The following is a 24,353-nucleotide window of genomic DNA, read 5'->3' as shown; positions in this document are numbered from 1 at the left end:
CTGACTCAGGAGCGCTCCATGATTCGGCTTACCGCTGAACGCACTGCGGCCGGTACCAGTTACCTTGCCGCCGGTGACGGCCCGCCCGTGGTGTTCATCCATGGCGTGGGCTTGAACAAGGAAATGTGGGGAGGCCAGTTCGTCGGGCTGATGCCGCACTATCGGGTCATCGTCTACGACATGCTGGGGCATGGCGCCAGCGCGCAGCCCGCGCCTGGCACGGCGCTGCTGGGTTATGCCGACCAGTTGCTCGAATTGCTGGATCACTTGCAGTTGCCAGCGGCAACGGTCATCGGGTTCTCGATGGGTGGGCTGGTGGCACGGGCGTTTGCCTTGCACTATCCCGAGCGGCTACAGGCCCTGGTAGTGCTCAACAGCGTGTTCAACCGCAGCGCCGAACAACGCGCCGGTGTGATAGCGCGCACCGGGCAAGCCGCCGAGCACGGCCCCGATGCCAACGCCGAGGCCGCGCTGTCGCGCTGGTTCAGCCGCGAGTATCAGGCGGCCAACCCGGCGCAGATCGCGGCGCTGCGCGAGACGCTGGCCGGCAACGATCCCCAGGGCTACCTGACCACCTACGAGCTTTTCGCTACCCAGGACATGTACGGAGCCGAGGAACTGGGTCGCATCCAGGCGCCGGCGCTGATTGCAACGGGCGAACTCGATCCGGGCTCCACGCCGCAGATGGCCCGTGAAATGGCCGAGCGCATCCCCCACGCCGAAGTGGCGATACTCTCCGAACAACGGCACATGATGCCCGTGGAATCGCCTCGGCTGGTCAACCAGACGTTGTTGAAATTTCTTACCCGGGCCCAGCGCCTGGACAATCAGGCACAGGGGATCGTCGCATGACCCTTTCACGCTTTCAGATGTGCATCGGCGGCCAGTGGGTCGATGCGCTGTCCGGCAAGACCTTCGAAAGTCACAACCCGGCGCTCGCGCAACCCTGGGCGCTGCTGCCCGACGCCGACGAGGCCGACGTCGACCGCGCCGTGCAGGCCGCACAGCGGGCATTCGAATCGCCGGCCTGGCGCGGGCTGACCGCCACGGCGCGGGGCAAGCTGCTGCGCCGGCTGGGCGACCTGATTGCCGACAACAAAGAGGCGCTGGCCCAGCTGGAGAGCCGTGACAACGGCAAGCTGATTCGCGAAACCCGCGGTCAGGTGGGCTACCTGCCTGAATTTTTCCACTACACCGCAGGCCTGGCCGACAAGCTGGAAGGCGGTACGCTGCCGCTCGACAAGCCCGACCTGTTCGCCTACACCGTGCACGAACCCATCGGCGTGGTCGCCGGGATCATTCCCTGGAACAGCCCGCTGTACCTGACGGCGATCAAGCTAGCGCCGGCGCTGGCCGCCGGCAATACCATCGTCCTCAAGCCATCCGAACACGCCAGCGCGACCTTGCTCGAACTGGCCCGCCTGGCCCTCGAAGCCGGCATTCCGCCGGGCGTGGTCAACGTCGTCACCGGCTATGGGCCGAGCACCGGCGCCGCCCTCACCCGCCACCCACTGGTGCGCAAGATCGCCTTCACCGGCGGTGCCGCCACCGCGCGGCATGTGGTGCGCAGCAGCGCCGAGAACTTCGCCAAGCTGTCGCTGGAACTGGGCGGCAAGTCGCCGAACATCATTTTCGCCGATGCCGACCTGGACAGTGCCATCAATGGCGTGGTGGCCGGCATCTACGCTGCCTCCGGGCAAAGCTGCGTGGCCGGCTCGCGCCTGCTGGTGCAGGACGAGATCTACGACGAGTTCGTCGAGCGCCTGGTAGAACGCGCCCGACGCATCAAGATCGGCAACCCGCAAGACGAAGCGAGCGAGATGGGCCCGATGGCCACCGCTCAGCAATTGGCCGTGGTGGAAAATCTGGTCGCGCAAGCCGTGCAAGAAGGCGCTACCCTGCGCATGGGCGGCCAGCGTGCGCAGACCGACAGCGACGGCTGGTACTACCAACCGACGCTGTTCGAGTGCGACAGCCATTCGATGAAAATCATGCAGGAAGAAGTGTTCGGTCCGGTGGCGTCGGTGATTCGATTCTCCACTGAAGCCCAGGCGCTGGCCATGGCCAACGACTCGCAATTCGGCCTCGCGGCCGGCATCTGGACCCGTGACCTGGGCCGTGCCCATCGCCTGGCCCGCGACGTGCGCTCCGGCATCATCTGGGTCAACACCTACCGCGCGGTATCGGCCATGGCACCGATCGGTGGCTTCAAGAACAGCGGCTATGGCCGTGAAAGCGGGATCGATTCGGTGCTGGCCTACACAGAACTCAAAACGGTATGGATCAACCTGTCCCAGGCCCCCATGCCCGACCCATTCGTGATGCGTTGAGGTAATTTGAAATGATAGAGCCCGGCATCTACAAAGAAGTGATGGCCTCCTTCCCCTCCGGGGTGACGGTGGTCACCACGCTGGACCCGGAAGGTGGCATCGCCGGCATCACCGCCAGCGCCTTCAGCGCGCTGTCGATCGACCCGGCGCTGGTATTGTTCTGCCCCAACTACCAGTCGGACACCTACCCGATCCTGCGCGACAGCAAGCGCTTCGCCATTCACCTGCTGTCTGCCGACCAGCAGGCGGAGGCCTACGCGTTCGCCAGCAAGGGCAAGGAAAAGGCCCGCGCCATCGCCTGGCATCTCAGCGAACTGGGCAACCCGCTGCTGGAAAACGCCACGGCGATCATCGAGTGCGAACTGTGGCGTGAATACGACGGTGGCGACCACGCCATCATCGTCGGCGCGGTGAAGAACCTGATCCTGCCCAGCGAGCCGTTGGCCCCCATGCTCTACCATCGCGGCAAACTGGGTGCGATGCCGAGCCTGGGCTGACCGACCCTGCGCTGAGCGCTCCTGTCGACCGGACCTGGGCAAATCACCGGTCGCGGGTCGGCAGCGCCGGGTGGCGTGTTAGACTCGCCGCTGTTTTTTTGCCTTTTCAACAGAGCGGACCCGATGAAACGCCTGCCCCTCGACGACAGCTTCAAGGTCAATCGCAACCCCGTCACCCTGCGCGAAATCGTGCTCGACAAGTTGCGCAGCGCCATCATGAATTTCCAGCTTCTGCCCGGCGACCGCCTGGTGGAACGCGACCTGTGCGAGCGCCTGGGCGTGAGCCGCACCTCGGTGCGTGAAGCCCTGCGCCATCTCGAATCCGAAGGCCTGGTGGAGTTCGCCGACGCCAAGGGCCCGCGCGTGGCGATCATCACCCTGGAAGACGCCCGCGACATCTATGAACTGCGCTGCGTGCTCGAGGGCCTGATCGTCCAGCTGTTCACCCTCAATGCCAAGGCCAAGGACATCCGCGCCCTGGAAAAGGCGCTGGCGGTCAACCGCAAGGCCCTTGAGGAACGCGCGCTGTCGGACGTGCTCAACTCCGTCCAGGGCTTCTACGACGTGCTGCTCGAAGGCTCCGGCAATCAGGTCGCCGCGACCCAGCTGCGTCAGTTGCAGGCGCGCATCAGCTACCTGCGGGCCACCTCGGTGTCGCAGGAAAACCGCCGCGGCGTCAGCAGCGACGAGATGGAGCGCATCGTTGCCGCGATCAAGAGTGGCGACCCGATGGCGGCGCACCAGGCCTCGGTCGATCACGTGCGCGCTGCGGCCAAGGTGGCTTTGGAGTCGTTGCGCCAGCAACGCAACGACGACCACAAGGTCCGCGACATCGCTGCGCCCATCGCCCTCGACGAACCCCGTATCGGACGCTGACATGGCCACTCCCCGGTTCTGCCCACATTGCGGTGCCGGCGGCCTGAGCCTGGGCATTCCGGCGGGCGATACCCATGAGCGGACCTTCTGCGCCGGTTGCGGGCACGTGCATTACGTCAACCCGAAAGTCATCACCGGCTGCATCGTCGAAGCCGATGGCAAGTACCTGTTGTGTCAGCGTGCCATTCCGCCGCGACCCGGCACCTGGACCCTGCCCGCCGGCTTCATGGAAAGCGGCGAGACCACCGAGGAAGGTGCCCTGCGCGAGCTGTGGGAAGAAGCCGGCGTGCGCGCCGAGATCATCTCCCCGTATTCGATCTTCAGCGTGCCGCGCATCAGCGAGGTGTACATCATCTTCCGCGCCATGGCCCTGGAGGTGACGGACGACTTCGGTCCGGAAACCGCCGCGCGGCAGTTCTTCGCGCCGGCGGACATTCCCTGGGACAGCATCTACTACCCCGCCATCCGGCAGATCCTGGAACGCTACATTCAGGAACGCGCGACCGGTACCTACGGCATCTACATGGGCAATGACGACACCGGTCGCATTCACTTCATGCGCTAGCCGACGATCGCCTCGCACCCCTCCACGATGATCACCTCGGCCCTGGCAGCACCTGCGCGCAGGCTGGCTGCGGCCTGGTATTCGCTGGACTGGTAGCAGGCCTGCGCCTGGGCGTACGAATCGAACTCGATGACCACGCTGCGCTGCGGCGTGGCCCGGCCTTCCATGGCCTGCGAACGGCCGCCTCTAGCCAGCAGGCGGCCGCCGTACTGGGCGAAAACCGCGGGTGCGCGCTGGGTGTAGAGCCCGTATTGCGCCGGATCGGTGACGTCCACATGAGCAATCCAATAAGCCTTCATTTTCACCTCGACAGGGGGATTGTTTGCGTATTATGGTATACCACGATTCAGCTGATTATCCCAACCAGTCAGCCACGATCGGTCAGCCCGGATCCGTATCCAAGTGCGTATCAAAGAGCCCGTAAAGAAAGAGCCCGTAAAAGAGAGTGCAGGCATGGCGTTCAACAGCATCGAAGAAATCATCGAGGACTTTCGCCAAGGCAAGATGGTGTTGCTGGTGGACGACGAGGACCGCGAAAACGAAGGCGACCTGCTGCTTGCCGCCGACTGCTGCACGGCCGAAGCGATCAGCTTCATGGCCCGCGAAGCCCGGGGCCTGATCTGCCTCACCCTCACCGACGAACGCTGCCAGCGGCTGGGCCTGGAGCAGATGGTCCCCAGCAACGGCAGCGGTTTCGGCACGGCGTTCACGGTGTCCATCGAAGCGGCCAGTGGCGTCACCACCGGCATTTCCGCCGCCGATCGCGCCCGTACGGTCGCCGCTGCGGTAGCGCCACGGGCCGGCGCCGCCGACCTGGTGCAGCCAGGCCACATCTTCCCCCTGCGCGCCCGTGAAGGCGGTGTGCTGACCCGCGCGGGGCATACCGAGGCCGGCTGCGACCTGGCCCGCCTGGCCGGTTTCACGCCCGCCTCGGTGATCGTCGAAGTCATGAAGGATGACGGCACCATGGCCCGCCGTCCGGACCTGGAACTGTTCGCCGCTCGCCATGGCATCAAGATCGGCACCATCGCCGACCTCATCCACTACCGCCTGAGCAACGAACACACGGTCACCCGCATGGGCGAACGCGAACTGCCTACGGTGCACGGTACGTTCCGCCTGGTCAGCTACGAAGACCGCATTCAGGGCGGCGTGCACATGGCCATGGTCATGGGCGACATCCGCCGCGATGAACCGACGCTGGTGCGCGTGCACGTCATCGATCCGCTGCGCGACCTGGTCGGCGCCGAGTACACCGGCCCGGCCAACTGGACGCTGTGGGCCGCGCTGGAAAAAGTCGCCGAGCATGGCGCGGGTGTGGTGGTAGTGCTGGCCAATCATGAATCGTCCCAGGCCCTGCTGGAGCGCGTCCCGCACCTGACCCAGCCGGTGCGCCCCTATTCACGCACCCAGACCCGCATCTATTCGGAAGTCGGCACCGGCGCGCAGATCCTGCAGGACCTGGGCGTCGGCAAACTGCGCCACCTGGGCCCGCCGCTCAAGTACGCAGGCCTGACCGGCTACGACCTGGAAGTGGTCGAAAGCATACCGTTTCACGCGACAACCACTGAGGGCTGAGCCTTGAACGGCAACGGCCCCTGAGGCAATCGATCCACCAGGTCTTCACGACCTGACTGCTCCCGATACGCGGGTGTGGAAACAGCCCGCTCAAACAATGACAAAAGAGGGCGTACACGATGGTATTCAAGAAACGTGCGATAGCGGCGTTGGCTGCGGCGACCCTGGCATTCACGGCAGGCACTGCCGTGGCGGCCGGGACACTGAGTTTCGTCAGTTGGGGCGGCACTACCCAGGACGCGCAGAAGTCGTCGTGGGCCGATCCGTTCAGCAAGAGCAGCGGCACGGCGGTGGTCATGGACGGCCCGACCGACTACGGCAAACTCAAGGCCATGGTCGAGAGCGGCAACGTGCAGTGGGACGTGGTCGACGTGGAAGCCGACTTCGCGCTGCGCGCGGCCAGCGAGGGTCTGCTCGAACCCATGGACTTCAAGGTCATCGACCGCAGCAAGCTCGACCCGCGCTTCGTCTCGGACTACGGCGTGGGCTCGTTCTACTTCTCCTTCGTACTGGGCTTCAACGAAGGCAAGGTCGCCGCCGGCAAGCCGCAGGACTGGACCGCGCTGTTCGACACCAAGACCTACCCCGGCAAACGCGCGCTGTACAAGTGGCCCAGCCCAGGCGTGCTGGAGATCGCCCTGCTGGCCGACGGCGTCGCTGCCGACAAGCTCTATCCGCTGGACCTGGACCGGGCCTTCAAGAAGCTCGACTCGATCAAGAAGGACATCGTCTGGTGGGGCGGCGGCGCGCAGTCCCAGCAATTGCTGGCGTCCGGTGAAGTCGCCATGGGTCAGTTCTGGAACGGTCGTGTTTACGCCCTGCAACAAGACGGCGCCCCCGTGGGTGTGAGCTGGAAGCAGAACCTGGCCATGGCCGACTTCCTCGTCGTGCCCAAGGGTTCGAAGAACAAGGAGGCTGCCATGCGCTTCGTGGCCAACGCCACCAGCGCCAAGGGCCAGGCCGACTTTTCCAACCTGACGGCCTACGCGCCGGTCAACACCGAAAGCGTGCAGCGCCTCGACTCCGTCCTGGCACCCAACCTGTCGACCGCGCACGTCGACGACCAGATCACTCTGGACTTCGCCTACTGGGCCAAGAATGGTCCCTCTATCGCGACACGGTGGAACGAATGGCTGGTCAAGTGAAGCTGTCCTCGCCCTCCGCTCTGGGCAGCACCGGGGGCGCCGCCGGCGGCCCCGGTGCACTGCATGCGGTCCAGCCACGAGCGAGCCTGATTCAGCGCTGGCGGGGTTCGGGCAACCTGCTGCCGGCGCTGTTGTTCCTTGGCCTGTTCTTCTTCGCTCCACTCATCGGCCTGCTGGTGCGCGGCGTGCTGGAACCGACGCCGGGGCTGGACAACTACCGTGAGCTGTTCGCCAACTCGGCCTACGCCAGGGTGTTGTTCAACACCTTCTCGGTGGCCGGGCTGGTGACCCTGTTCAGCGTGTTGCTGGGCTTTCCCCTTGCGTGGGTGATCACCCTGGTTCCGCGCGGCTGGGGCCGCTGGATCTTCAGCATCGTGCTGCTGTCGATGTGGACCAGCCTGCTGGCGCGCACCTATTCCTGGCTGGTATTGCTCCAGGCGTCGGGGGTGGTCAACAAGCTGCTCATGGCGCTGGGCATCATCGACCAGCCGCTGGAGATGGTGCACAACCTCACCGGCGTGGTGATCGGCATGAGCTACATCATGATCCCGTTCATCGTGCTGCCGCTGCAGGCGACCATGCAAGCGATCGACCCCATGGTGCTGCAGGCCGGTGCCATCTGCGGCGCCAGCCCCTGGACTAACTTCTTTCGGGTGTTCCTGCCGCTGTGCCGCTCGGGGCTGTTCTCCGGCGCCTTGATGGTGTTCGTCATGTCGCTGGGTTACTACGTCACCCCGGCCCTGCTGGGGGGGCACAGAACATGATGCTGCCCGAGTTCATCGTGCAACAGGTGCAATCGTTCCTCAATTGGGGCCTGGCCAGTGCCGCTGCGGCGCTATTGGTGCTGATCACCCTGGTGCTGTTCTATTTCTACCTGAAGCTGCAACCGGAATCCCCGGTTGGCGCCAGCAATTCGAGGTAAGTCATCATGCTTCTTACCCCCAATGCCATGAGCCGGCGCCTGCGCGTCGGCCTGTACCTCACCACAGCTGCGATCGGCCTGTTCCTGCTGCTGCCGATCGTCTTCATCGTGCTGCTGTCGTTCGGCTCGTCCCAATGGCTGGTGTTTCCACCTCCGGGCTGGACTACCAAATGGTACCTGCAGTTCTTCGCCAACCCGGAGTGGATGGCGGCGGCCTGGTCGAGTCTGAAAGTCGCAGCGCTCACCACTGTCTTCGCCGTGCTGCTGGGCCTGCCCACGGCCTTTGCACTGGTGCGCGGCAAATTTCCGGGGCGCGAGCTGCTGTATGCGTTGTTCACCCTGCCGATGATCGTGCCGCTGGTGATCATCGCCGTGGCCGTGTACGCGCTGTTCCTCAAGCTGGGCTACACCGGCACGCTGTTCTCCTTCGTGGTCAGCCACGTGATCGTCGCCCTGCCCTTCACCATCATCTCGATCATCAACTCGCTGAAACTGTTCGACCAGTCCATCGAGGATGCCGCGGTGATCTGCGGCGCGTCGCGCCTGCAGGCGATCTTCAAGGTCACCTTCCCGGCGATTCGGCCGGGCATGGTGGCCGGTGGCCTGTTCGCGTTCCTGGTCTCGTGGGACGAGGTGGTGCTCAGCGTGATGATGGCCAGCCCGACCCTGCAGACCCTGCCCGTGAAAATGTGGACCACCCTGCGCCAGGACCTGACGCCGGTGATCGCCGTCGCCTCGACGCTGCTGATCGCCCTGTCGGTGCTGGTCATGGTGGTCGCCGAAATCATTCGTCGCCGTAACCCCGTCAACGCCTAGGAGCTGGACATGAGTGCAGTGATCAAACAACAACAGGCCGTGCAGGCCGGCGACACCCTGGTCAGCCTGCGCGGCTTGAACCGTCACTATGGCGACTTCGCCGCCGTCGACAATATCGACCTGGACATCAAGGACGGTGAGTTTCTGACCTTCCTCGGCTCCAGCGGCTCGGGCAAGAGCACCACGCTGTCGATGCTGGCCGGGTTCGAGACGCCCAGCTCCGGAGAAATTCTGGTCGGCGGCCAGTCACTGGTGAACGTGCCGCCGCACAAGCGCGGGATCGGCATGGTGTTCCAGCGCTACTCGCTGTTTCCGCACCTGTCGGTGCGCGACAATATTGCTTTCCCATTGGACATCCGCAAACTGAGCCGCGCCGAACGCGACCGCAAGGTCGATGCGATGCTCAAGCTGGTGCAACTGGAGGCCTTCGCCCACCGCCGCCCGGCGCAGCTGTCCGGTGGCCAGCAGCAACGGGTGGCCATCGCCCGTGCGCTGGTCTACGAGCCGCGCATCCTCCTGATGGATGAGCCGCTGGGCGCCTTGGACAAGAAGCTGCGCGAAGACCTGCAGGACGAACTGCGGCAGTTGCACCGACGCCTGGGCATCACCATCGTCTACGTGACCCATGACCAGGAAGAAGCTATGCGCCTGTCGCAACGCATCGCCATCTTCAGCCACGGCAAGATCGTCGGACTGGGCAGCGGCTACGACCTCTACCAGAACCCGCCCAATGCCTTCGTCGCGTCGTTCCTGGGCAATTCCAACTTTCTCAAGCTGACCACCACCAGCAACGGTTCCGCCACCTTCGAAGGCGCCAGCCTGGGCATGCGCCTGACCCCCGGCGCCAATGTCGGGCAGCAGGTGCTGCTGATGGTACGTCCGGAGAAGGCCCAGGCCTTGAGCGTTGCCCAGGCGGCAGAGCAACCGCTATTGCCAGGCTGGAACCAGATTCCGGCCACCGTCACCGAGACCCTGTTCCTGGGTGAAAGCCAGACCTGCAGCGTTGTCACCCGCGGCGGTACGGCGATGACGGTCAAAGCCTTGTCAGCGGCCGGTATGCCCCTGCAGGCCGGTGAGCAGGTCCAGGTGCGCTGGGCAGCGGCAGACGCTTGCGTGTACACGCACTGGGAAGAAGGCGATCTGAACAAGGCGGCCGGCGCACACTGATCTGTCGACACACCCAGCAATCGCCGCAACGCAAAAGGCCCCGAACGATCGGGGCCTTTTTGCAACTGATCGCCGGGTAGCCAGCGCTACTTGGCGTATCCGGCCCGCAGTCGTTCGGCACGTTGCTGCTTACGGGTCGCCAGGCAGTAGAACAGCGGACCGGTGACCACGATGCCCACCAGCCAGGACAGGTCCGCGCCTTCGACCAGATGGGCATAGGGACCGACATACAACGCGGTGTTGGCGAATGGCAACTGCACAGCGATGCCACAGGCGTAGGCGATGATCGCGTGCCAATTGAAGCGGCCGTACTGGCCGCCATCGGCTGCAAAGATCGACTCGATGTCGTAGTCGCCGTACTTGATCAGGTAGAAGTCGATCAGGTTGATGCAGGCCCACGGCACCAGTACCAGCAGCAGCGCCAGGATCAAGCCGATGAAGTCTTGGATGAAGTCGCCCGACGCGCCCACCGCCACCACACAGCACCCGCTCAACACCAGCGCCGACAGCACGATGCGCACCTTCACACTCGGCGTCCAGTGGGCGATGAACGTCTGCACGGCGGTGACGATGGCCAGTACCGCACCGTACAGGTTCAGCGCGTTGTGGCTGATGATGTTGAGCAGGAACAGCAACATCAGCACGGGGCCCAGCACGCCGGTCGCCTGCTCAACCGCAGTCATCGCTTCGGTGCCTGGCGGGGTTGCCAGCACCACTACGGCGCCGAAGCTGAACGACAGGATGGTGCCCAGCGTGGCACCGGCGTAGGTGGCCCAGAACGGCTTGGCGATGCCGATATCGCTGGGCAGGTAGCGGGAGTAGTCCGATACATAAGGCGAAAAACTGACCTGCCAGATCACCCCCAGCGACACCGTGGCGATGAATCCTGCCAGGGTGAATCCGCCTCGGGTCAGGAAATCGACCGGCAGCGGCTGACTGAACACGAAGGCGAAGCCGGCGAGCAGCGCGCCGCCCATGACCCAGGTGCCGATCCGGTTCAAGGTGTGAATGAAGCGGTAGCCGAGCACGCCGATGGCGGTCGCGGCCAGGGCGCCGATGAGGCTGCCCAGAGGCAATGAAATCGGCTCGACCATGGCGTGGATCGATTTCCCGGCCAGCACGATGTTGGAGATGAAGAAACCAACGTAGATCAACGCAGCGAAGAACACGATCAACAGCGCGCCGAACCGACCGAATTGCCCTCGACTCTGGACCATCTGCGGTATACCCAGCCTTGGCCCCTGCGCCGAGGACAGGGCAATGACCACACCCCCCAGGCAATGCCCCAACACGATGGCCAGCAACCCCCAGACGAGATTGAGGTGGAAGACCTGGACCACCATGGCGCCGGTGACGATCGGCAACGGCGCGATGTTGGTGCTGAACCACAGCGTGAAGAGGTCCCGAGCCCGCCCATGGCGCTCGGCGTGGGGGACCTGCTCGACGGTATGGCTCTCGATCAATGGGTCTTGCGATGAACGCTCGGACATAGGTTTTCACTCGAGTCTGTTGTTGTTCTTGTAGGAATCCGGGTCATCAGGCGCAACCCGTTTCTGATAGACAAACCATATTACGGTATACCAAGAAAACGCAAGCGAGCGTCTGACCCTAACCTGTTTCAAAAGACCACCCGGACCGCGGCGAAGCTCTGAAATTGAGGGTTGCACAAACAATTCTTTGGTATACCATCAGACCAATAAATATTCGAACAAACCCGAGGTACCTTTGATGATCGATGCCGAAATCTACAAACAAGTCATGGGCTCGTTCCCCTCTGGCGTGACCGTGATCACCACGCTGGACGATCAAGGCCAGCTCGTGGGCATGACCGCCAGCGCCTTCAGTTCGCTGTCCATCGATCCGGCCCTCGTGTTGTTCTGCCCCAACTACAAGGCCGACTCCTATCCTCATCTGATTCGCAGCAAGCGCTTCGCCATCCATCTGCTCTCCAGCGACCAGCAAGCCGAAGCCTACGCCTTCGCCAGCAAGGGCAAGAACAAGGCCGATGGCATCGCATGGAGCCTGAGCGCGCTGGGCAATCCGGTCCTCGACAACGCCATCGCGGTCATCGAGTGCGAACTGTGGCGGGAATACGAAGGCGGCGATCACGCGATCATGGTCGGCGCGGTCAAGAATCTGCTGGTGCCCAGCGCCCCGCAAACCCCGTTGGTCTATTGCCGCGGAAAAATGGGTGCCCTGCCCACGTTCGCCTGACATATCCCACGCCATTGACTGTCCGGGCCACGGCACGCCCCTGGCCGGGACGAACCACCGCCAACAGATCCGAGGTAGGCAAGATGAAATTTTCGCTGTTCGTGCACATGGAGCGCTGGGACGAGAAGACCAGCCACCGCCAGCTTTTCGAAGACCTGACCGAGCTGACCCTGATGGCCGAAGAAGGCGGGTTCAGCACGGTGTGGATCGGCGAACACCACGCCATGGAGTACACCATTTCCCCCAGCCCCATGCCGCTGCTGGCCTACCTGGCCGGCAAGACCACGACCATTCACCTGGGCGCCGGCACCATCATCGCGCCGTTCTGGCACCCGCTGCGAGTTGCTGGTGAATGCGCCCTGCTGGACGTGATCAGCAACGGACGCATGGAAGTCGGTCTGGCTCGCGGCGCCTACCAGGTAGAGTTCGATCGCATGGCCGGTGGCATGCCCGCCAGCAGCGGCGGTAACGCACTGCGCGAGATGGTGCCGGTGGTGCGCAAGTTGTGGGAAGGCGACTACGCCCATGACGGCGATATCTGGAAATTTCCCACCTCCACCAGCGTGCCGAAGCCGGTCAGGACGCCACCGATGTGGATCGCTGCGCGCGACCCCGACTCGCACAACTTCGCGGTCGCCAATGGTTGCAACGTCATGGTCACGCCGCTGATGAAGGGCGACGAGGAAGTGGTCGATCTGAAGAACAAGTTCGAAGCGGCCCTGGCCAACAACCCGACCGTACCGCGCCCGCAATTGATGGTGCTGCGTCACACCCATGTTCACGGTAACGACGACCCCGAAGGCTGGAAGGTCGGCGCTACGGCGATCTCGCGGTTCTACCGCACCTTCGATGCCTGGTTCGGCAACAAGACCACTCCGGTCAACGGTTTCCTGGAACCCAGCCCGGAATCCAAGTTCGCCGAGCGCCCGGAGTTCGAACTGGAGAACATCCGCAAGAACACCATGATCGGCACACCCGAGCAGGTTATCGCGCGCATCAAGCATTACCAGGAGTTGGGCGTCGACGAGTTCAGCTTCTGGTGCGACAACAGCCTGCCCCATGCCGAAAAGAAGAAATCGCTGGAGCTGTTCATCAATGAGGTGGTGCCGGCGTTCCGATAGCCTTGAAGCGTCAATGAAAGCACCGGGCACTTGCCCGGTTTTTTCATGAGTGACTAAAGCGAGAGGCGGCCTGCATTTCTTCGACAAGCACCTGCACAAGCCTCTGTGCAGGTAGCTCCCTGGCCAGCGGTGCACCCTGCCCCGCCCACTGTGCAGCAAAGTCGTGGCAGCCCTTGGCGCTGGCCGCCCCATGCAAGGCTTTGGCAGCGTCGTAGGCCAGCGGATACTCGGCTGGCAGAGGAATCCTGTCGGCCCCGGACTCCAGGTACAGGCGATTCTCAATGCCCCGGGCCGGGCGGCCGGACAGGTAGCTGGTCACCCGGGTCTGATGGGCCTTAGGACCTTTCAACGCTTCTCGATGCGCTGGCGTTGCACAGGACTCCGGGCACAGGATGAACGCCGTTCCCAACTGACAGGCGCTGGCGCCAAGCATCATCGCTGCATTGATTCCAGCCCCTTCCATGATCCCGCCTGCAGCGATGACTGGCAGATCCACCGCTGCGACGATAATGCGCAACAACGCAAACAGCCCCATCTGCTGGTCTTTACCGAACGCATCATCGAACACGCCGCGATGCCCGCCGGCTTCATAGCCCTGCGCAACGATCACCTGAGCCCCGGCCTGCTCAAGCTGCCGGGCTTCGGACAACGTGGTTGCACAACCCATGGTGTAGATGCCCGCCGACTTGAGTTCTTCGATCCACTGCGCAGGCGGCGCGCCAAAATGAAAGCTGACGACAGCGGGCTTCTCTTCGACGAGCATTTCAAGCATCGCGCGGTCGTCGACAAAGCTTTTGTAGATTTCCTTCAGGACCGTTGGCGGCACACTCTCGAACTCGGCAAAAAAACTCACAAGATGCTTCAGCCACGCCTCGTTTCTGGCGTGATCGAACACCGCAGGGCGATGGCAAAACATATTGACGTTAAAGGGGTTGCCGGTCAGCGCCCTGGTCTGCCGAATGAGCTCCCGCCCCTGCTCTGGCGTACTGGCGCCCAGACCGATGGAGCCCAACGCGCCAGCGTTGGAAACGGCCGCTGCCAATTGCGGCGTCGAGACACCTACCATGGGCGCTTGAATGATAGGGTGCGTTATTCCCCACTCGGACAGCCTGTCGGGTTTTGGCATTTCTTATCCCTCCTCTCGATTGGTCGTGCGGGTTCGCGATCCAACCTGACCTGACCAGTACTAGGCCAGCTTTTCTGCTGGTCCGAAAAACTCATAATGCGCCTGGCCGTCCGGCACGCCCATTTCATGCAGGCTGCGCTTCATGAACGCCATGAACGGCTTGGGGCCCAGAAAATAGGCTTCGACGTCTCGGTCTGCGGGCATCCATTGTTGCAGCTGCTCTATCGAAGGCATGCCGACAGCATCGGGCTGTGCTCCTGAGTCGGCACTGGCTTGGTTATATACGATGTAGGCCTTGAATTGCGGAAAGCGTTGCGACCACTCGCAAAGCAAGTCCTTGAACGCTTGAGCCTGGGCATTTCTTGCGTAGTGGATGAAGACGACTGGACGCTCACCTGCCTGCAGCGCGGTCTCGGCCATGGCGATCGTCGGCGTGATACCCACCCCGCCGCTGATCAGCACCAATGGCTTGGTACCTTCAGCCAGCGTGAAGTTGCCCGAGGGTGGAAACAGCTCGAGCACCGATCCGGCGATGACCTGATCGTGCAGATAATTGGAGGCCACGCCAGTGGGCTCGCGCTTCACACTGATGCGCAGTCCCACCCCTGAGGATGGCGCCGACAGCGAGTAACTGCGACGGTACTCGGTCCCCTCGATGTTCAGACGCAGGCTGATGTATTGCCCCGGTTTGTGCGCGATGACCGGTTTGCCATCGACCGGCTCCAGGTAGAACGACGTGATCTCACTGCTTTCAGGCACTTTGCAGGCGACCCGGAACAAGCGCCCACCGCGCCACCCGCCCGGTGCTGCGGCAACGCTTTCGTACACCTGTTCTTCGGCACCGATCAGCAGGTCGGCGAGCTGTTGATAGGCTGCCCCCCACGCGGCTATCACTTCATCGGTGGCGATGTCTTCACCCAGCACTTCACGAATCGCGCGCAACAGGCAGGCACCCACGATCGGGTAGTGCTCCGGAAGGATTTGCAGCGCGACGTGCTTGTTGACGATCTGGCTTGCCAACGGTCCCAGGTTTTCCAGGCGGTCGATATTGCGGGCATACATCAGCACGCCGTTGGCCAGCGCCCGAGGTTGCGATCCGCTCGCCTGATGCGCCTGGTTGAACAACGGTCTAACCTCTGGATGACCGTCCAGCATGATGGTGTAGAAATGGGTCGCCAATGCCTCACCCCCCGTTTCCAGGAGCGGGATGGTTGCCTTGATGATGTCGCGCTGAGCTTGAGTGAGCATGTGAACTCCGGATGCCGATTAGTGATATCGTCAAAGCAACCGTCATGCCATCAAAAAAACCCAATGAAATCAGGCTACCACTGGTTTTCAAGAGTCGTTTCGACTCGGTTAAAAAGACTCAACCATGAAAGATAAGGTCATTTCGACTCAGTCATCACGCGCGCTCCGGGCGCTTCTACCCCTGCTGGGTGACCTCACGGCCGAGATCAGCGCAGAACATCGTTACCAGCGTGTACTCGATGCGCTACGGGAGCTGGTGCCGACCGATGCCGTCGCTATCCTGCGTCTTGAAGATCACGTGCTGATCCCCGAGGCCGCCCATGGACTTGCGGTCGATGCCATGGCCCGACGGTACCCGGTGGACAGCCACCCGCGCTTGAAAGCCATCATCGAGGCACCGGGCGCGATACTTTTTCCGCCCGACTGCCCTTATCCAGACCCCTACGACGGCCTTATCGGCGCCAGCACGTTGCCGGTGCACGACTGCATGGGTTGCGCCCTGCGCATCAACGAAAAGATTTGGGGTGTCCTGACCCTGGACGCGTTGAAGGTGGGTCAATTCTCCGCAGACGATCTGCAGACGGTGGAAACGTTCGCGCGTTTGGCCGCCGCGACAGTGGTCGCCGCCGGGCATTTCGACCAACTGATGCGCGCTCTCGAGGGTGAACGCAAGCGCGCCGATGCCTACCGACTGGCCCACCAGGGCGGGCCTCAGCGGATGATCGGCACCAGCGAGGCATTCAAACAGTTGCTGGGGGAAATCGACCTGGTGGCGCCCAGTGAACTGACCGTTCTCATCACCGGTGAAACAGGCGTCGGCAAAGAACTGGTGGCGCGTCGGCTCCACAGCCACTCTCACCGCGCCGACAAGCCGATGATCAGCGTCAACTGCGCCGCCTTGCCGGAACACCTTGTCGAAAGCGAACTGTTCGGGCATGTCAAAGGCGCGTTCTCAGGCGCCGTCGAGAATCGCCTGGGCAAATTCGAGATGGCCAGTGGGGGCACGCTGTTCCTCGACGAGATCGGCGAACTGCCGCTGTCGGTGCAGGCCAAGCTGCTTCGGGTGCTGCAAGGCGGTGATATACAGCGCGTAGGGTCCGACCGCTCCCATGTGGTCGATATCCGGCTGCTGGCCGCGAGCAACCGAGACCTGGCTGAAGAGGTTCGAACCGGCCGCTTTCGCGCCGACCTCTATCATCGCCTGACGGTGTATCCGCTGCGCGTGCCGCCGCTGCGAGAGCGCAAGGAGGATATTCTTCTATTGGCCGGCGCGTTCGCCGAGGAAAACCGGTACCGCATGGCACTGCCTCCGGTCAGGTTCGCTGCCCCCGCCAAACAGGCGCTCGGTCACTACGTGTGGCCCGGCAATGTTCGCGAGTTGGAACACCAGATCGCCAGGGCCGTGCTGAAGGCGAAAAAGCGAGTTTCAGGTTCAGCCCGTAAAGACATGCTCGTCCTGATGGCAGACGACTTCGACCTGCCGGCTGCGACGACAACACTCAAAGCAGAACTCCCTGAGTCGCCTGACCCCACTCGGTCTGCGCCTGTCGACTACAAGGCCGCCGTGGATGATTACAAGAGAGAGCTTCTGGAAGGCGCATTGATCCAGCATCGAGGCAATGTCACTGCGGCCGCCAGAAGCCTTGGCCTGGACCGAGCCAATCTGGCAAGGCTTGCGGCACGGCTGGGTGTCAGCGTTCAGCGTGTGTAGCACAAGCTTCAACCCATGCTCATTGCTGAGCATCGAGCGAGCTATCGCGAACTCATGCTACTGCTGTGCAATGACTGAACTTGACAGGACTTCCTCGTCAAATCAAAGATTTAGTAAAAATCGAGAACCGACTCTGGAGCCTGGAGAAACAACTCGATGCAAAACAAAAAAACGAACCGCTGGCCCGTACCCTATAAACACCAACGCAGCAGAAAATTCAGCAGCTTTCTTCAATGGTAACGGCGCCCCCGGCTCAAAACCGGATCGCCCTCATTGCTCGTTGTGGTTAATCAGATAATGTCGCCCTTTCAAAAAAGCGTGTTCCTTATAGCTGTCATGGCGCTGATCTGGGGCGCTGGCTTGCCGGTTTCAAAGATTGGTGTTCAGGCCTTGGGCGCTTGGCCATTCCGATTGGCATGCGCTTTTATCAGTGTTCTTTTCCTCTACGCCGTATTTTGGAAACCTGTGAATGCCCTCAGCACCACCTTAGACGCCATGCTTTATCTAAAGCTTTTCATTATCGCAATTCCAAACGTTTTTCTCGTTCCGGTTTTAAACAACATAGCATTGGAGCACCTAAGCATTTTCGACTCCACTTCCCTAATCTATACAATGCCTTGCTTTACCTCTTTTTTTGCGATGATACTCAATCGTAAACTCGATGGTTTTTCCATTGCTTCACTGACGTTCTGCTCAATAGGCATCTGGTTGATTATCGGAAAACTTGAATTTTCTTCAAGCCACTTGATCGTCCTGTCAAGCGCCCTCTCCTGGTCGATCGGCTCCCTCATCGCCCAGCGATTGAAGACTGATATAGATTTTCGGGTGAAGGTATTCTGGCAGGTCGCCTTCGGTTGCTTTTGCACCTTCCTGGTGTCCCCGCTATTTCTAGATTGGCCCACCGAAATCATGGCGTTTCCTGGAAGCTTATCGTTATCTGCTGCTGCGGCGATTTTGTTTATGGGCATCGTTGGGGGCGCGATCGTTTTTTATATCTGGTTCTACCTGATAAAACTTCAGGGCGCCGAATACGCAAGCTACGTGACTTTATTTTCACCTGTCATTTCTGTCGTGTTGGCCATGACCTATTTTGGTGAAAAACCTTCAGCCAGCACAATCATTGGCTTTGCCCTCATTCTTGCCAGCGCGTTGATCGTGAATATAGTGCGGCCTGCATGGGTTTCCAAGGAGACTCCACCCATAAAGGCTAGAAGCTGGCCACAGCAGATACCGCACTAAAATCCAAGTACAGGCACTCTCAGGCGGGTACCATCAAACACCATGGTTTAGAATGACTATCGACCAGACAGCTCCAAATGCCCGTCACAGCTCAATAGCGCGTTCCACTTATCCTCGCCTACGTCTACAGGGACCACCCACCAATTGGTCGCAGTGTCGTAAGTGGCACCTGACAGAACTTTGACGTTCTCAATGCCTTCTACAGGTGGGTGTTTTGTGAAGTAAGCCTTGACGGACTGATCAAAAAAATCCTGACCTTTGTCAGGGCAAAACATATCGCCGCTATCATCACAGCCAGCTAATGCTGCTAGCAATGCAGCACCGATGAAGATACCTTGGCGCATAGGACTCCTTATTTTCGACCACTGAAGCTGATTTTCTGACTGCCTTCTATGACGATCAGATAGTTATTGCACCCAAATCTATCGCCCCAAAACCTAAGGAAATCGGTGAGCTTTTCCTGCATGTACGTTCGGTTGCTATGGTCTGCATCATATGCATCTGGCTTCAACGTGCAATACCCGTCAAATTGCCATCCACCGTCAGATATGATTTCGCTTGAATGTCGCTCAAAGGCGATAGCTCGGAGCTCAAGGCCCTTACATGATTCAGCACTCCACATCGAGAGCACTTGATCTGGAGCTGTGTGGATCGCAGGAATAAATAGCCACAACCGGTCGTTGTCTAATCCCGGCATGACACGTCACCTTTCGTCCCTGGTTGTGGGTCAACGTTGGTGTTGTTGCCTGCACATGGGTTCGCTGTTCATCGTGCCGATGAGGATGTGCCCATGCTCAGCCCCGACGGCGGAACACTCACCCCCTGACCGTCCACAACTGCTCGATCTGCGTCGTATAGCTCTGGCTCATCATCTCCCGTGGCATGCCCCAGTCCGGGTTGGTCGGCACTGCCGCCGGACGCAAAGTCCCCCTGCCCCAGCGACCGTTGACCGCGTCGAGCACCTGCATCAGGCGTTCGGCGGTGGCCGGTTGGGCGCTGGCGAACAAGTCGTCGGTGAACTCGCCGCGCTGGCACAGGCCCAGCAGGAGTATTTCGGCCTTGCTGTAGGTGAAGCCGCTGCGAAAGATGAATTCCAGGCCCTGCACCGCTGCCTTGGTCAACAGGCGTACATCGTCGGTGGGGTACGGCAGTTGCACCACCACGCCATTGGCGTACTTGGCTTCCAATGGGTTGAGCATGCCGGTGCGGATGCTCACACGCAGTTGCCGACACAACGAACGTTGCGCGCGCAGCTTCTCCGAGGCCCGCATCACATAGCTGGCCACCGCCTCGCGGATCGGGGCGATCTCGGTCAGGCGCTTGCCGAACATTCGGCTGCAGCAGATTTCCTGCTTGGGTGGATCGGGGTCTTCGAGCGCCAAGCACGGTGTGCCGCCCAGTTCGCGGGCGGTCTTTTCGATCACCACGCTGAATCGGCTGCGCAATAGCGCAGGATCAGCGCAGCTCAGGTCCCAGGCGGTGGCGATGTTCATGCCCTGCAGGTGTGCGCTCATCTTGCGGCCGATGCCCCAGACGTCGCTCACCGGGGTGACCTTCAACAGGCGATCACGGCGACCGGCTTCGCGCAGGTCCAGCACCCCGCCCAGCTGTTTGTGCCATTTCTTCGCGGCATGGTTGGCCAGTTTGGCCAAGGTCTTGGTGCCGGCAATCCCAACCCCTACCGGTATGCCGGTGCGCCGGTAGACCTGTTCGCGAATGTCGCGGCCCAGTGCATCCAGGTCCTGGTGCATGCCGGTGAGGTCGGCGAACGCTTCGTCGATGCTGTAGACCTCCAGCGCGGGCACCATGGACTCGATGATGCACATCACCCGTTCGCTGATGTCGCCGTACAGCGCGTAGTTGGAGGAAAAGGCCACGATGCCGTGCTGGCGCAGCAAGTCCTTGATCTGGAAATACGGCGACGCCATCTTCACCAGCGCCTTGGCCTCGGCCGATCGGGCAATCACGCAGCCATCGTTGTTGGACAGCACCACGATCGGCGTCCTGGCCAGATCCGGGCGAAACACCCGTTCGCAACTGGCGTAGAAGCTGTTGCAGTCGATTAGCGCGAAGACCGGTTCATTCCTTTTCATGGGCACGTACGCTGAAGGTCACCACGCCCCAGATCAACAGCTCGTCGCCTTCCATGATGTAGCGCGGCGGGTACTCGCGATTGGCCGACTTGAGGATCACCTCGCGACCGCGCTTGTGCAGGCGCTTGCACATGGGTTCGCTGTTCACCGCGGCGATAACGACATGGCCATGTTCGGCCTCGATCGAGCGGTCCACGATCACCAGGTCGCCGCAGAAGATCCCCGCACCCTGCATACTGTCGCCCTGGATGCGCACCAGGTAGATGTGCGGTGCGCGGATCTCCAGCAGTTCATCCAGCGAAATGCGCTGCTCCATATGGTCGGCGGCGGGCGAAGGAAAACCGGCCGGGACCTTGAATGAATACAGCGGATGCGCGGTGCTGCCCGGAGCGAGCGGGCCAAGAATAGTGATCATGGGATTGCCTGGTATTGATACTGTACGAATATACAGTTAACTTTGTACGACCTTGGAGGTCAACAAGAGACAGCGACAATCTGACGGAGAACACCATGTGTGGTCGCTACTCGATGTATGAAGCGATGGACGTCTATCTGCGCGAATTGGCTCCGCGTCAGCAGGTCATCAGTTATGTCGACCCGCAGCCGCAGGCGCGCTACAACATCGCGCCAACGCAGCGGGCCATGGTGTTGCAGGGCACCGAGCAGGGCCTGTCGATCGATTCGGTGAAGTGGGGCTGGGCGCCGTTCTGGGCCCAGGGCAAGCGCCCTGCCCCAATCAACGCGCGGGTCGAGACGGTCGCGACCGGAAAGTTCTTCAAGCAGCTGTGGCCCAACGGGCGCGTGCTGATACCGGCCAATGGTTGGTATGAGTGGGTCAAGGACGCCGGTGACCCGAAGAAGAAACAACCCTGGTTCATTCATCTTGCGGACGACAAGCCGATGTTCTTCGCCGCCCTCGCTCAGGTCACGCCGGGGCTTGAGCCCGGTGAAGGCGATGGTTTCGTGATCATCACCGATGCCAGCAATGAAGGCATGGTCGACATCCACGACCGCCGCCCGGTGGTGCTGGCGCCGGAGCAGGCACAGGAGTGGCTGGAAGCCGACCTGAGTGGCGAGCGCAGTATCGAGATCGCCCAGCACGAAGGCCGGCCGGTGGCCGACTTTCGATGGCACGCGGTGGGCAAGGCGGTTGGCAATGTGCGCAATCAGGGTGCCGAGCTGATTGCGCCGATCGATGAGGCGTCCTGAAGCCGTACTCGCCGCGCACTGAACTCAGCCGATGACGTTGACCGACGAACCGGGTTCGAGCTGTTCCGTGCCCAGCGCGTGAATCAAGGTGATCGCCTGGGTCGACAGCGCACGCAGGTGCACGGTGATCACTTCATCGACCCGCGTCACGTCTACCCATTGCCCATGAAACTGCACGGCGAGACTGACGTCGCCCAAGCCAGGCGGTGGCGCCGGAAACACCCGCAACCCTTCCACCGCCGGACACACGCCCAGGTAATGCCGCTGCACCACGTCCAGCGCGCCGGACATTGCCGCCAGGTGCACGCCCTCGCGGACTCCGCTGTCGGACTTGGCGTCCAGGTCGGTGCGCAGGCAATGCTGGTAGTACGTCCACGAAGCGTCGCTGTCGGTGTGGGCCAGCGCACCGGCGCAGACGGTTTTCGACAGGCTGGATTCGTGGAAGACGTGGCCCAGGTGATAGTCCATGGTCCGCCGCGCGATGTCGCTGTCGAATGGGTAACGCAAACGGTCGAATAGCGCCTGCAACTGATCCTGTGACAGCAGGTAGAACAGCATCAGGGTGTCGGCCTGCTTGCTCACCTGATAGTGGTCGCAGTGATCGCCCCGGGCTTCGAGCATCCAGTCCAGGCGCGGATTGTCTTCGCGCTTCCACTCGTCCGGCGCGGGCTGCAGCCTGTCGAAGCCTTCGAACTGGTCGAGCACGCCATCGGCGGTGAACGGCAGGAACATGTTGCGGCTGACATGCTCCCAGTGCGATGCCTCGTCAGGGCGCAGCGCCAGGCGCTCGACGAGGTCCTCGCGCAGGATGGTGGGCAACCGCTGTAGCACGTCCAGCGCGCGGCACAGGGTCCAGACGGCCATCAGGTTGGTGTAGGCGTTGTTGTCCAGGCCCGGTTGTTCGGCATGGGGATAGGCGTTGTGGTACTCGTCGGGACCGATCACACCTTCGATGACATAGCGTTGCCGAGACTCGTCATAGCGAGCCACGCTGGCCCAGTAACGCGCGACTTCGATGATCAGATCGCCGATCTTGCCGGCCAGTTGCTGCTCGTCGCCGGTCGCCAGGTAGAGCGTCCAGGCGTCGTAGGCCACGGCTGAGCCGATGTGGCGCTGCAAGTGCGTGGGGTCGGGCACCCAGTGGCCGGAAAGCGGGTAGTACTGGAACGGCTGGGTCTGCTCTTCGCCGTCGTGGGCGCTGCGCCAGGGAAACATGGCACCGCCGTAGCCCAATCGGGCCGCCCGACGCCGCGCGGCCGGCAGGCGTGTGTGGCGGTAGTCGAGCAGTGAACTGGCCAGTTCCGGACGGTGCGTGGCGAACAGTGGAAAGGCGAACAATTCGTCCCAGAACACCTGGCCGAAATAGCCTTCCTGCCAGCCGCGCGCTGGAAAGCCCAGGTCACGGCCGATGCTCAAAGGCGAAACCGTTTGCTGGATATGCCATCCGGCGAACTGCAGCGGATGATCCACAGCCGGATCGGCCACGCGGATGCGTCCGTATTCCCAGGTGTCTTGCCATGCCTGTTCGTGGGCGGTCAGTAACGCTGCATAGGGGGCATCGGGCAATGCCGCCATGCTGCTGGACAGGCCATGGAATTCGTCATCGACCTGCACGATCACGCGCTTTTCCAGCACCAGCGGGCCTTGCTCGGGCCACTCCACCGTACCCTCCTGCACCAGGCGATCGTCCACCACCTGACCCTGCCACTGGCACGGTGCTACGGTCTGCACGGCCACCGCTACCTTACGCGAAGGGTCCTCAAGGGTCGCCACCACCCCTGCCCGGCCGTCGGGCAGGTGCTCCCAGCGATGGCTGCGCAGGCGTCGGCCTTCGTAGTCGCGGTCGCGCTCGATCAGGTAGTTGCCGCGGCTGTTGTCCAGCGTCGCACGTACGCGCAGGCCGGTCAGCGGTTTCTGCGCGTGCAGCTCCCAGCGCAGCACCGCCAGTTGCGCATTGGCCAGGCTGACGAAGCGGGTCTCTACCAGCTCGACCGGTGTTCCGCCCAGCAGGAACGACAGCCGACGGGTCAGTACACCGCGCTGCATGTCGACGTGCTGGTAATAGCTGCGCAAGGTGTCTTCGGCAAGCTCGAACCATGGCTGCTCGTTCAGCGAAAAGGTCAGGCCAAAGGGGTCGGGCAGATTGACCAAGGCCGCAATATGGGTGGTGGTGCCGTTGACCTGGCGCGCGGCATCGTCGTACCAGCCTGCACGGTAGAGGCCGGGGTAATGCCCCTCTGGACGCGGCACGGCGCAGGCTTCGGGCGAACATGCGCGCCACGAGATCACTCCGTTGGCCAAGGTGAACAGCGCTTCGCGGCGCTGCTCGTCGTCGAGTTCGAAATGGTCGAAGGCCAGTGAGTGGGTCGCTCGATCCGTCATCGGCGTGGTCCACGGGCGTGCAGCAGGGAAACAGCGGTAACCGGCGTGGGCGTCATGCAAGGATTCCTCGAGTGTGCAGGCGTCGATAGTCATCAATGCAGACCCATGCCACCG

Annotated in this window: 22 protein-coding genes and 2 pseudogenes; 15 read left to right on the top strand and 9 right to left on the bottom strand. The window is 62.0% G+C overall.

Features of this window, described 5'->3' with window-relative positions:
- Nucleotides 1-18 precede the first annotated feature (18 nt).
- The 5 genes from BLV18_RS08695 (at nt 19) to BLV18_RS08675 (ending at nt 4,268) form a co-directional block, all read left to right on the top strand.
- The gene (locus tag BLV18_RS08695) at nt 19-852 is read left to right on the top strand and encodes an alpha/beta fold hydrolase (protein WP_090357771.1); all 834 of its coding nucleotides are present in this window, start codon (nt 19-21) and stop codon (nt 850-852) included.
- Nucleotides 849-2,330, top strand: a complete 1,482-nt coding sequence (locus BLV18_RS08690; RefSeq protein WP_090357770.1) for an aldehyde dehydrogenase — start codon at nt 849-851, stop codon at nt 2,328-2,330. The genes BLV18_RS08695 and BLV18_RS08690 overlap by 4 nt, the downstream gene beginning before the upstream one ends.
- Nucleotides 2,331-2,341: 11 nt before the next feature.
- Nucleotides 2,342-2,827: a flavin reductase family protein gene (locus BLV18_RS08685; RefSeq protein WP_049860061.1), complete on the top strand. Its 486-nt coding sequence runs from the start codon at nt 2,342-2,344 to the stop codon at nt 2,825-2,827.
- 123 nt (nt 2,828-2,950) lie between these two features.
- Entirely contained in the window at nt 2,951-3,703 is a 753-nt protein-coding gene (locus BLV18_RS08680; RefSeq protein ID WP_049860060.1) for a GntR family transcriptional regulator, read from the top strand.
- A 1-nt stretch (nt 3,704) separates the two neighbouring features.
- Nucleotides 3,705-4,268 carry an NUDIX hydrolase gene (locus tag BLV18_RS08675; protein ID WP_049860059.1) on the top strand — a complete coding sequence of 188 codons (564 nt, stop codon included), beginning with the start codon at nt 3,705-3,707 and terminating at the stop codon, nt 4,266-4,268.
- On the opposite strand, the gene BLV18_RS08670 is transcribed toward BLV18_RS08675, so the two are convergent.
- Nucleotides 4,265-4,567: a DUF1330 domain-containing protein gene (locus BLV18_RS08670; RefSeq protein WP_090357769.1), complete on the bottom strand. Its 303-nt coding sequence runs from the start codon at nt 4,565-4,567 to the stop codon at nt 4,265-4,267. The genes BLV18_RS08675 and BLV18_RS08670 overlap by 4 nt on opposite strands.
- 154 nt (nt 4,568-4,721) lie before the next feature.
- Between BLV18_RS08670 and ribBA the strand changes: the two genes are divergently transcribed.
- From ribBA to BLV18_RS08645, 5 genes and pseudogenes are all read left to right on the top strand, one after another.
- Nucleotides 4,722-5,846: a bifunctional 3,4-dihydroxy-2-butanone-4-phosphate synthase/GTP cyclohydrolase II gene (gene ribBA / locus BLV18_RS08665; RefSeq protein ID WP_090357768.1), complete on the top strand. Its 1,125-nt coding sequence runs from the start codon at nt 4,722-4,724 to the stop codon at nt 5,844-5,846.
- 119 nt (nt 5,847-5,965) lie between these two features.
- Nucleotides 5,966-6,991 carry an ABC transporter substrate-binding protein gene (locus BLV18_RS08660; RefSeq protein ID WP_090357767.1) on the top strand — a complete coding sequence of 342 codons (1,026 nt, stop codon included), beginning with the start codon at nt 5,966-5,968 and terminating at the stop codon, nt 6,989-6,991.
- Nucleotides 6,976-7,913: pseudogene (locus tag BLV18_RS08655) on the top strand (ABC transporter permease). The gene BLV18_RS08660 and the pseudogene BLV18_RS08655 overlap by 16 nt, the downstream one beginning before the upstream one ends.
- 6 nt (nt 7,914-7,919) lie before the next feature.
- A complete protein-coding gene (locus tag BLV18_RS08650; protein ID WP_049860054.1) occupies nt 7,920-8,729 on the top strand; it encodes an ABC transporter permease in 810 nt (269 codons plus the stop codon).
- Nucleotides 8,730-8,738: 9 nt separating this feature from the next.
- Nucleotides 8,739-9,896 (top strand): ABC transporter ATP-binding protein, encoded by a 1,158-nt coding sequence (locus BLV18_RS08645; RefSeq protein ID WP_090357766.1) that lies wholly within the window; start codon nt 8,739-8,741, stop codon nt 9,894-9,896.
- A gap of 86 nt (nt 9,897-9,982) precedes the next feature.
- Here the strand turns inward: BLV18_RS08645 and BLV18_RS08640 are convergent, their stop codons facing one another.
- Entirely contained in the window at nt 9,983-11,386 is a 1,404-nt protein-coding gene (locus tag BLV18_RS08640) for a purine-cytosine permease family protein (RefSeq protein WP_090357765.1), read from the bottom strand.
- 238 nt (nt 11,387-11,624) lie between these two features.
- Between BLV18_RS08640 and BLV18_RS08635 the strand changes: the two genes are divergently transcribed.
- The gene (locus tag BLV18_RS08635; protein WP_049860051.1) at nt 11,625-12,110 is read left to right on the top strand and encodes a flavin reductase family protein; all 486 of its coding nucleotides are present in this window, start codon (nt 11,625-11,627) and stop codon (nt 12,108-12,110) included.
- Nucleotides 12,111-12,193: 83 nt separating this feature from the next.
- Nucleotides 12,194-13,231, top strand: coding sequence for an LLM class flavin-dependent oxidoreductase (locus BLV18_RS08630; RefSeq protein ID WP_090357764.1), 1,038 nt, complete (start codon nt 12,194-12,196; stop codon nt 13,229-13,231).
- Nucleotides 13,232-13,274: 43 nt separating this feature from the next.
- Here BLV18_RS08630 and BLV18_RS08625 read toward each other — a convergent pair whose 3' ends face one another.
- Together BLV18_RS08625 and hmpA are read right to left on the bottom strand one after the other, a co-directional pair.
- Nucleotides 13,275-14,357 carry an NAD(P)H-dependent flavin oxidoreductase gene (locus BLV18_RS08625; protein WP_090357763.1) on the bottom strand — a complete coding sequence of 361 codons (1,083 nt, stop codon included), beginning with the start codon at nt 14,355-14,357 and terminating at the stop codon, nt 13,275-13,277.
- A gap of 60 nt (nt 14,358-14,417) precedes the next feature.
- Complete coding sequence (hmpA, locus tag BLV18_RS08620; RefSeq protein ID WP_090357762.1) at nt 14,418-15,605, bottom strand: NO-inducible flavohemoprotein; 1,188 nt, start codon at nt 15,603-15,605, stop codon at nt 14,418-14,420.
- Nucleotides 15,606-15,729: 124 nt separating this feature from the next.
- Here hmpA and norR point away from each other — a divergent pair, with 124 nt between their 5' ends.
- Both norR and BLV18_RS08610 read left to right on the top strand, forming a co-directional pair.
- The gene (gene norR, locus BLV18_RS08615) at nt 15,730-17,316 is read left to right on the top strand and encodes a nitric oxide reductase transcriptional regulator NorR (RefSeq protein WP_090357761.1); all 1,587 of its coding nucleotides are present in this window, start codon (nt 15,730-15,732) and stop codon (nt 17,314-17,316) included.
- A gap of 297 nt (nt 17,317-17,613) precedes the next feature.
- Entirely contained in the window at nt 17,614-18,555 is a 942-nt protein-coding gene (locus tag BLV18_RS08610) for a DMT family transporter (protein WP_139211013.1), read from the top strand.
- 56 nt (nt 18,556-18,611) lie between these two features.
- On the opposite strand, the gene BLV18_RS08605 is transcribed toward BLV18_RS08610, so the two are convergent.
- The 4 genes and pseudogenes from BLV18_RS08605 to BLV18_RS08590 all read right to left on the bottom strand — a co-directional run bounded on the left by BLV18_RS08605 (nt 18,612) and on the right by BLV18_RS08590 (nt 21,063).
- Entirely contained in the window at nt 18,612-18,899 is a 288-nt protein-coding gene (locus BLV18_RS08605) for a hypothetical protein (protein ID WP_049860045.1), read from the bottom strand.
- A 163-nt stretch (nt 18,900-19,062) separates the two neighbouring features.
- A pseudogene (locus tag BLV18_RS08600) lies at nt 19,063-19,203 on the bottom strand (Com family DNA-binding transcriptional regulator); the annotation flags it as partial.
- A gap of 167 nt (nt 19,204-19,370) precedes the next feature.
- Entirely contained in the window at nt 19,371-20,648 is a 1,278-nt protein-coding gene (gene umuC, locus BLV18_RS08595; protein ID WP_090357758.1) for a translesion error-prone DNA polymerase V subunit UmuC, read from the bottom strand.
- Nucleotides 20,635-21,063: a LexA family protein gene (locus BLV18_RS08590; protein ID WP_056842449.1), complete on the bottom strand. Its 429-nt coding sequence runs from the start codon at nt 21,061-21,063 to the stop codon at nt 20,635-20,637. The genes umuC and BLV18_RS08590 overlap by 14 nt, the downstream gene beginning before the upstream one ends.
- A gap of 95 nt (nt 21,064-21,158) precedes the next feature.
- Here BLV18_RS08590 and BLV18_RS08585 point away from each other — a divergent pair, with 95 nt between their 5' ends.
- A complete protein-coding gene (locus BLV18_RS08585; RefSeq protein ID WP_090357757.1) occupies nt 21,159-21,857 on the top strand; it encodes an SOS response-associated peptidase in 699 nt (232 codons plus the stop codon).
- Nucleotides 21,858-21,881: 24 nt separating this feature from the next.
- Here BLV18_RS08585 and BLV18_RS08580 read toward each other — a convergent pair whose 3' ends face one another.
- Nucleotides 21,882-24,332: a glycoside hydrolase family 65 protein gene (locus BLV18_RS08580; RefSeq protein WP_244156824.1), complete on the bottom strand. Its 2,451-nt coding sequence runs from the start codon at nt 24,330-24,332 to the stop codon at nt 21,882-21,884.
- Nucleotides 24,333-24,353: the final 21 nt, after the last annotated feature.

It is taken from the genome of Pseudomonas coleopterorum (assembly GCF_900105555.1).
GTDB lineage: Bacteria > Pseudomonadota > Gammaproteobacteria > Pseudomonadales > Pseudomonadaceae > Aquipseudomonas > Aquipseudomonas coleopterorum.
Note: the sequence above shows the minus strand (reverse complement) of the source record. Positions and strands in the feature narration are given on the sequence as shown.

Coding starts and splice junctions, on each gene's coding strand:
- BLV18_RS08695 (WP_090357771.1), top strand. CDS start 19: ATGATTCGGCTTACCGCTGAACGCACTGCGGCCGGTACCAGTTACCTT.
- BLV18_RS08690 (WP_090357770.1), top strand. CDS start 849: ATGACCCTTTCACGCTTTCAGATGTGCATCGGCGGCCAGTGGGTCGAT.
- BLV18_RS08685 (WP_049860061.1), top strand. CDS start 2,342: ATGATAGAGCCCGGCATCTACAAAGAAGTGATGGCCTCCTTCCCCTCC.
- BLV18_RS08680 (WP_049860060.1), top strand. CDS start 2,951: ATGAAACGCCTGCCCCTCGACGACAGCTTCAAGGTCAATCGCAACCCC.
- BLV18_RS08675 (WP_049860059.1), top strand. CDS start 3,705: ATGGCCACTCCCCGGTTCTGCCCACATTGCGGTGCCGGCGGCCTGAGC.
- BLV18_RS08670 (WP_090357769.1), bottom strand. CDS start 4,567: ATGAAGGCTTATTGGATTGCTCATGTGGACGTCACCGATCCGGCGCAA.
- ribBA (WP_090357768.1), top strand. CDS start 4,722: ATGGCGTTCAACAGCATCGAAGAAATCATCGAGGACTTTCGCCAAGGC.
- BLV18_RS08660 (WP_090357767.1), top strand. CDS start 5,966: ATGGTATTCAAGAAACGTGCGATAGCGGCGTTGGCTGCGGCGACCCTG.
- BLV18_RS08650 (WP_049860054.1), top strand. CDS start 7,920: ATGCTTCTTACCCCCAATGCCATGAGCCGGCGCCTGCGCGTCGGCCTG.
- BLV18_RS08645 (WP_090357766.1), top strand. CDS start 8,739: ATGAGTGCAGTGATCAAACAACAACAGGCCGTGCAGGCCGGCGACACC.
- BLV18_RS08640 (WP_090357765.1), bottom strand. CDS start 11,386: ATGTCCGAGCGTTCATCGCAAGACCCATTGATCGAGAGCCATACCGTC.
- BLV18_RS08635 (WP_049860051.1), top strand. CDS start 11,625: ATGATCGATGCCGAAATCTACAAACAAGTCATGGGCTCGTTCCCCTCT.
- BLV18_RS08630 (WP_090357764.1), top strand. CDS start 12,194: ATGAAATTTTCGCTGTTCGTGCACATGGAGCGCTGGGACGAGAAGACC.
- BLV18_RS08625 (WP_090357763.1), bottom strand. CDS start 14,357: ATGCCAAAACCCGACAGGCTGTCCGAGTGGGGAATAACGCACCCTATC.
- hmpA (WP_090357762.1), bottom strand. CDS start 15,605: ATGCTCACTCAAGCTCAGCGCGACATCATCAAGGCAACCATCCCGCTC.
- norR (WP_090357761.1), top strand. CDS start 15,730: ATGAAAGATAAGGTCATTTCGACTCAGTCATCACGCGCGCTCCGGGCG.
- BLV18_RS08610 (WP_139211013.1), top strand. CDS start 17,614: ATGTCGCCCTTTCAAAAAAGCGTGTTCCTTATAGCTGTCATGGCGCTG.
- BLV18_RS08605 (WP_049860045.1), bottom strand. CDS start 18,899: ATGCGCCAAGGTATCTTCATCGGTGCTGCATTGCTAGCAGCATTAGCT.
- umuC (WP_090357758.1), bottom strand. CDS start 20,648: ATGAAAAGGAATGAACCGGTCTTCGCGCTAATCGACTGCAACAGCTTC.
- BLV18_RS08590 (WP_056842449.1), bottom strand. CDS start 21,063: ATGATCACTATTCTTGGCCCGCTCGCTCCGGGCAGCACCGCGCATCCG.
- BLV18_RS08585 (WP_090357757.1), top strand. CDS start 21,159: ATGTGTGGTCGCTACTCGATGTATGAAGCGATGGACGTCTATCTGCGC.
- BLV18_RS08580 (WP_244156824.1), bottom strand. CDS start 24,332: ATGACTATCGACGCCTGCACACTCGAGGAATCCTTGCATGACGCCCAC.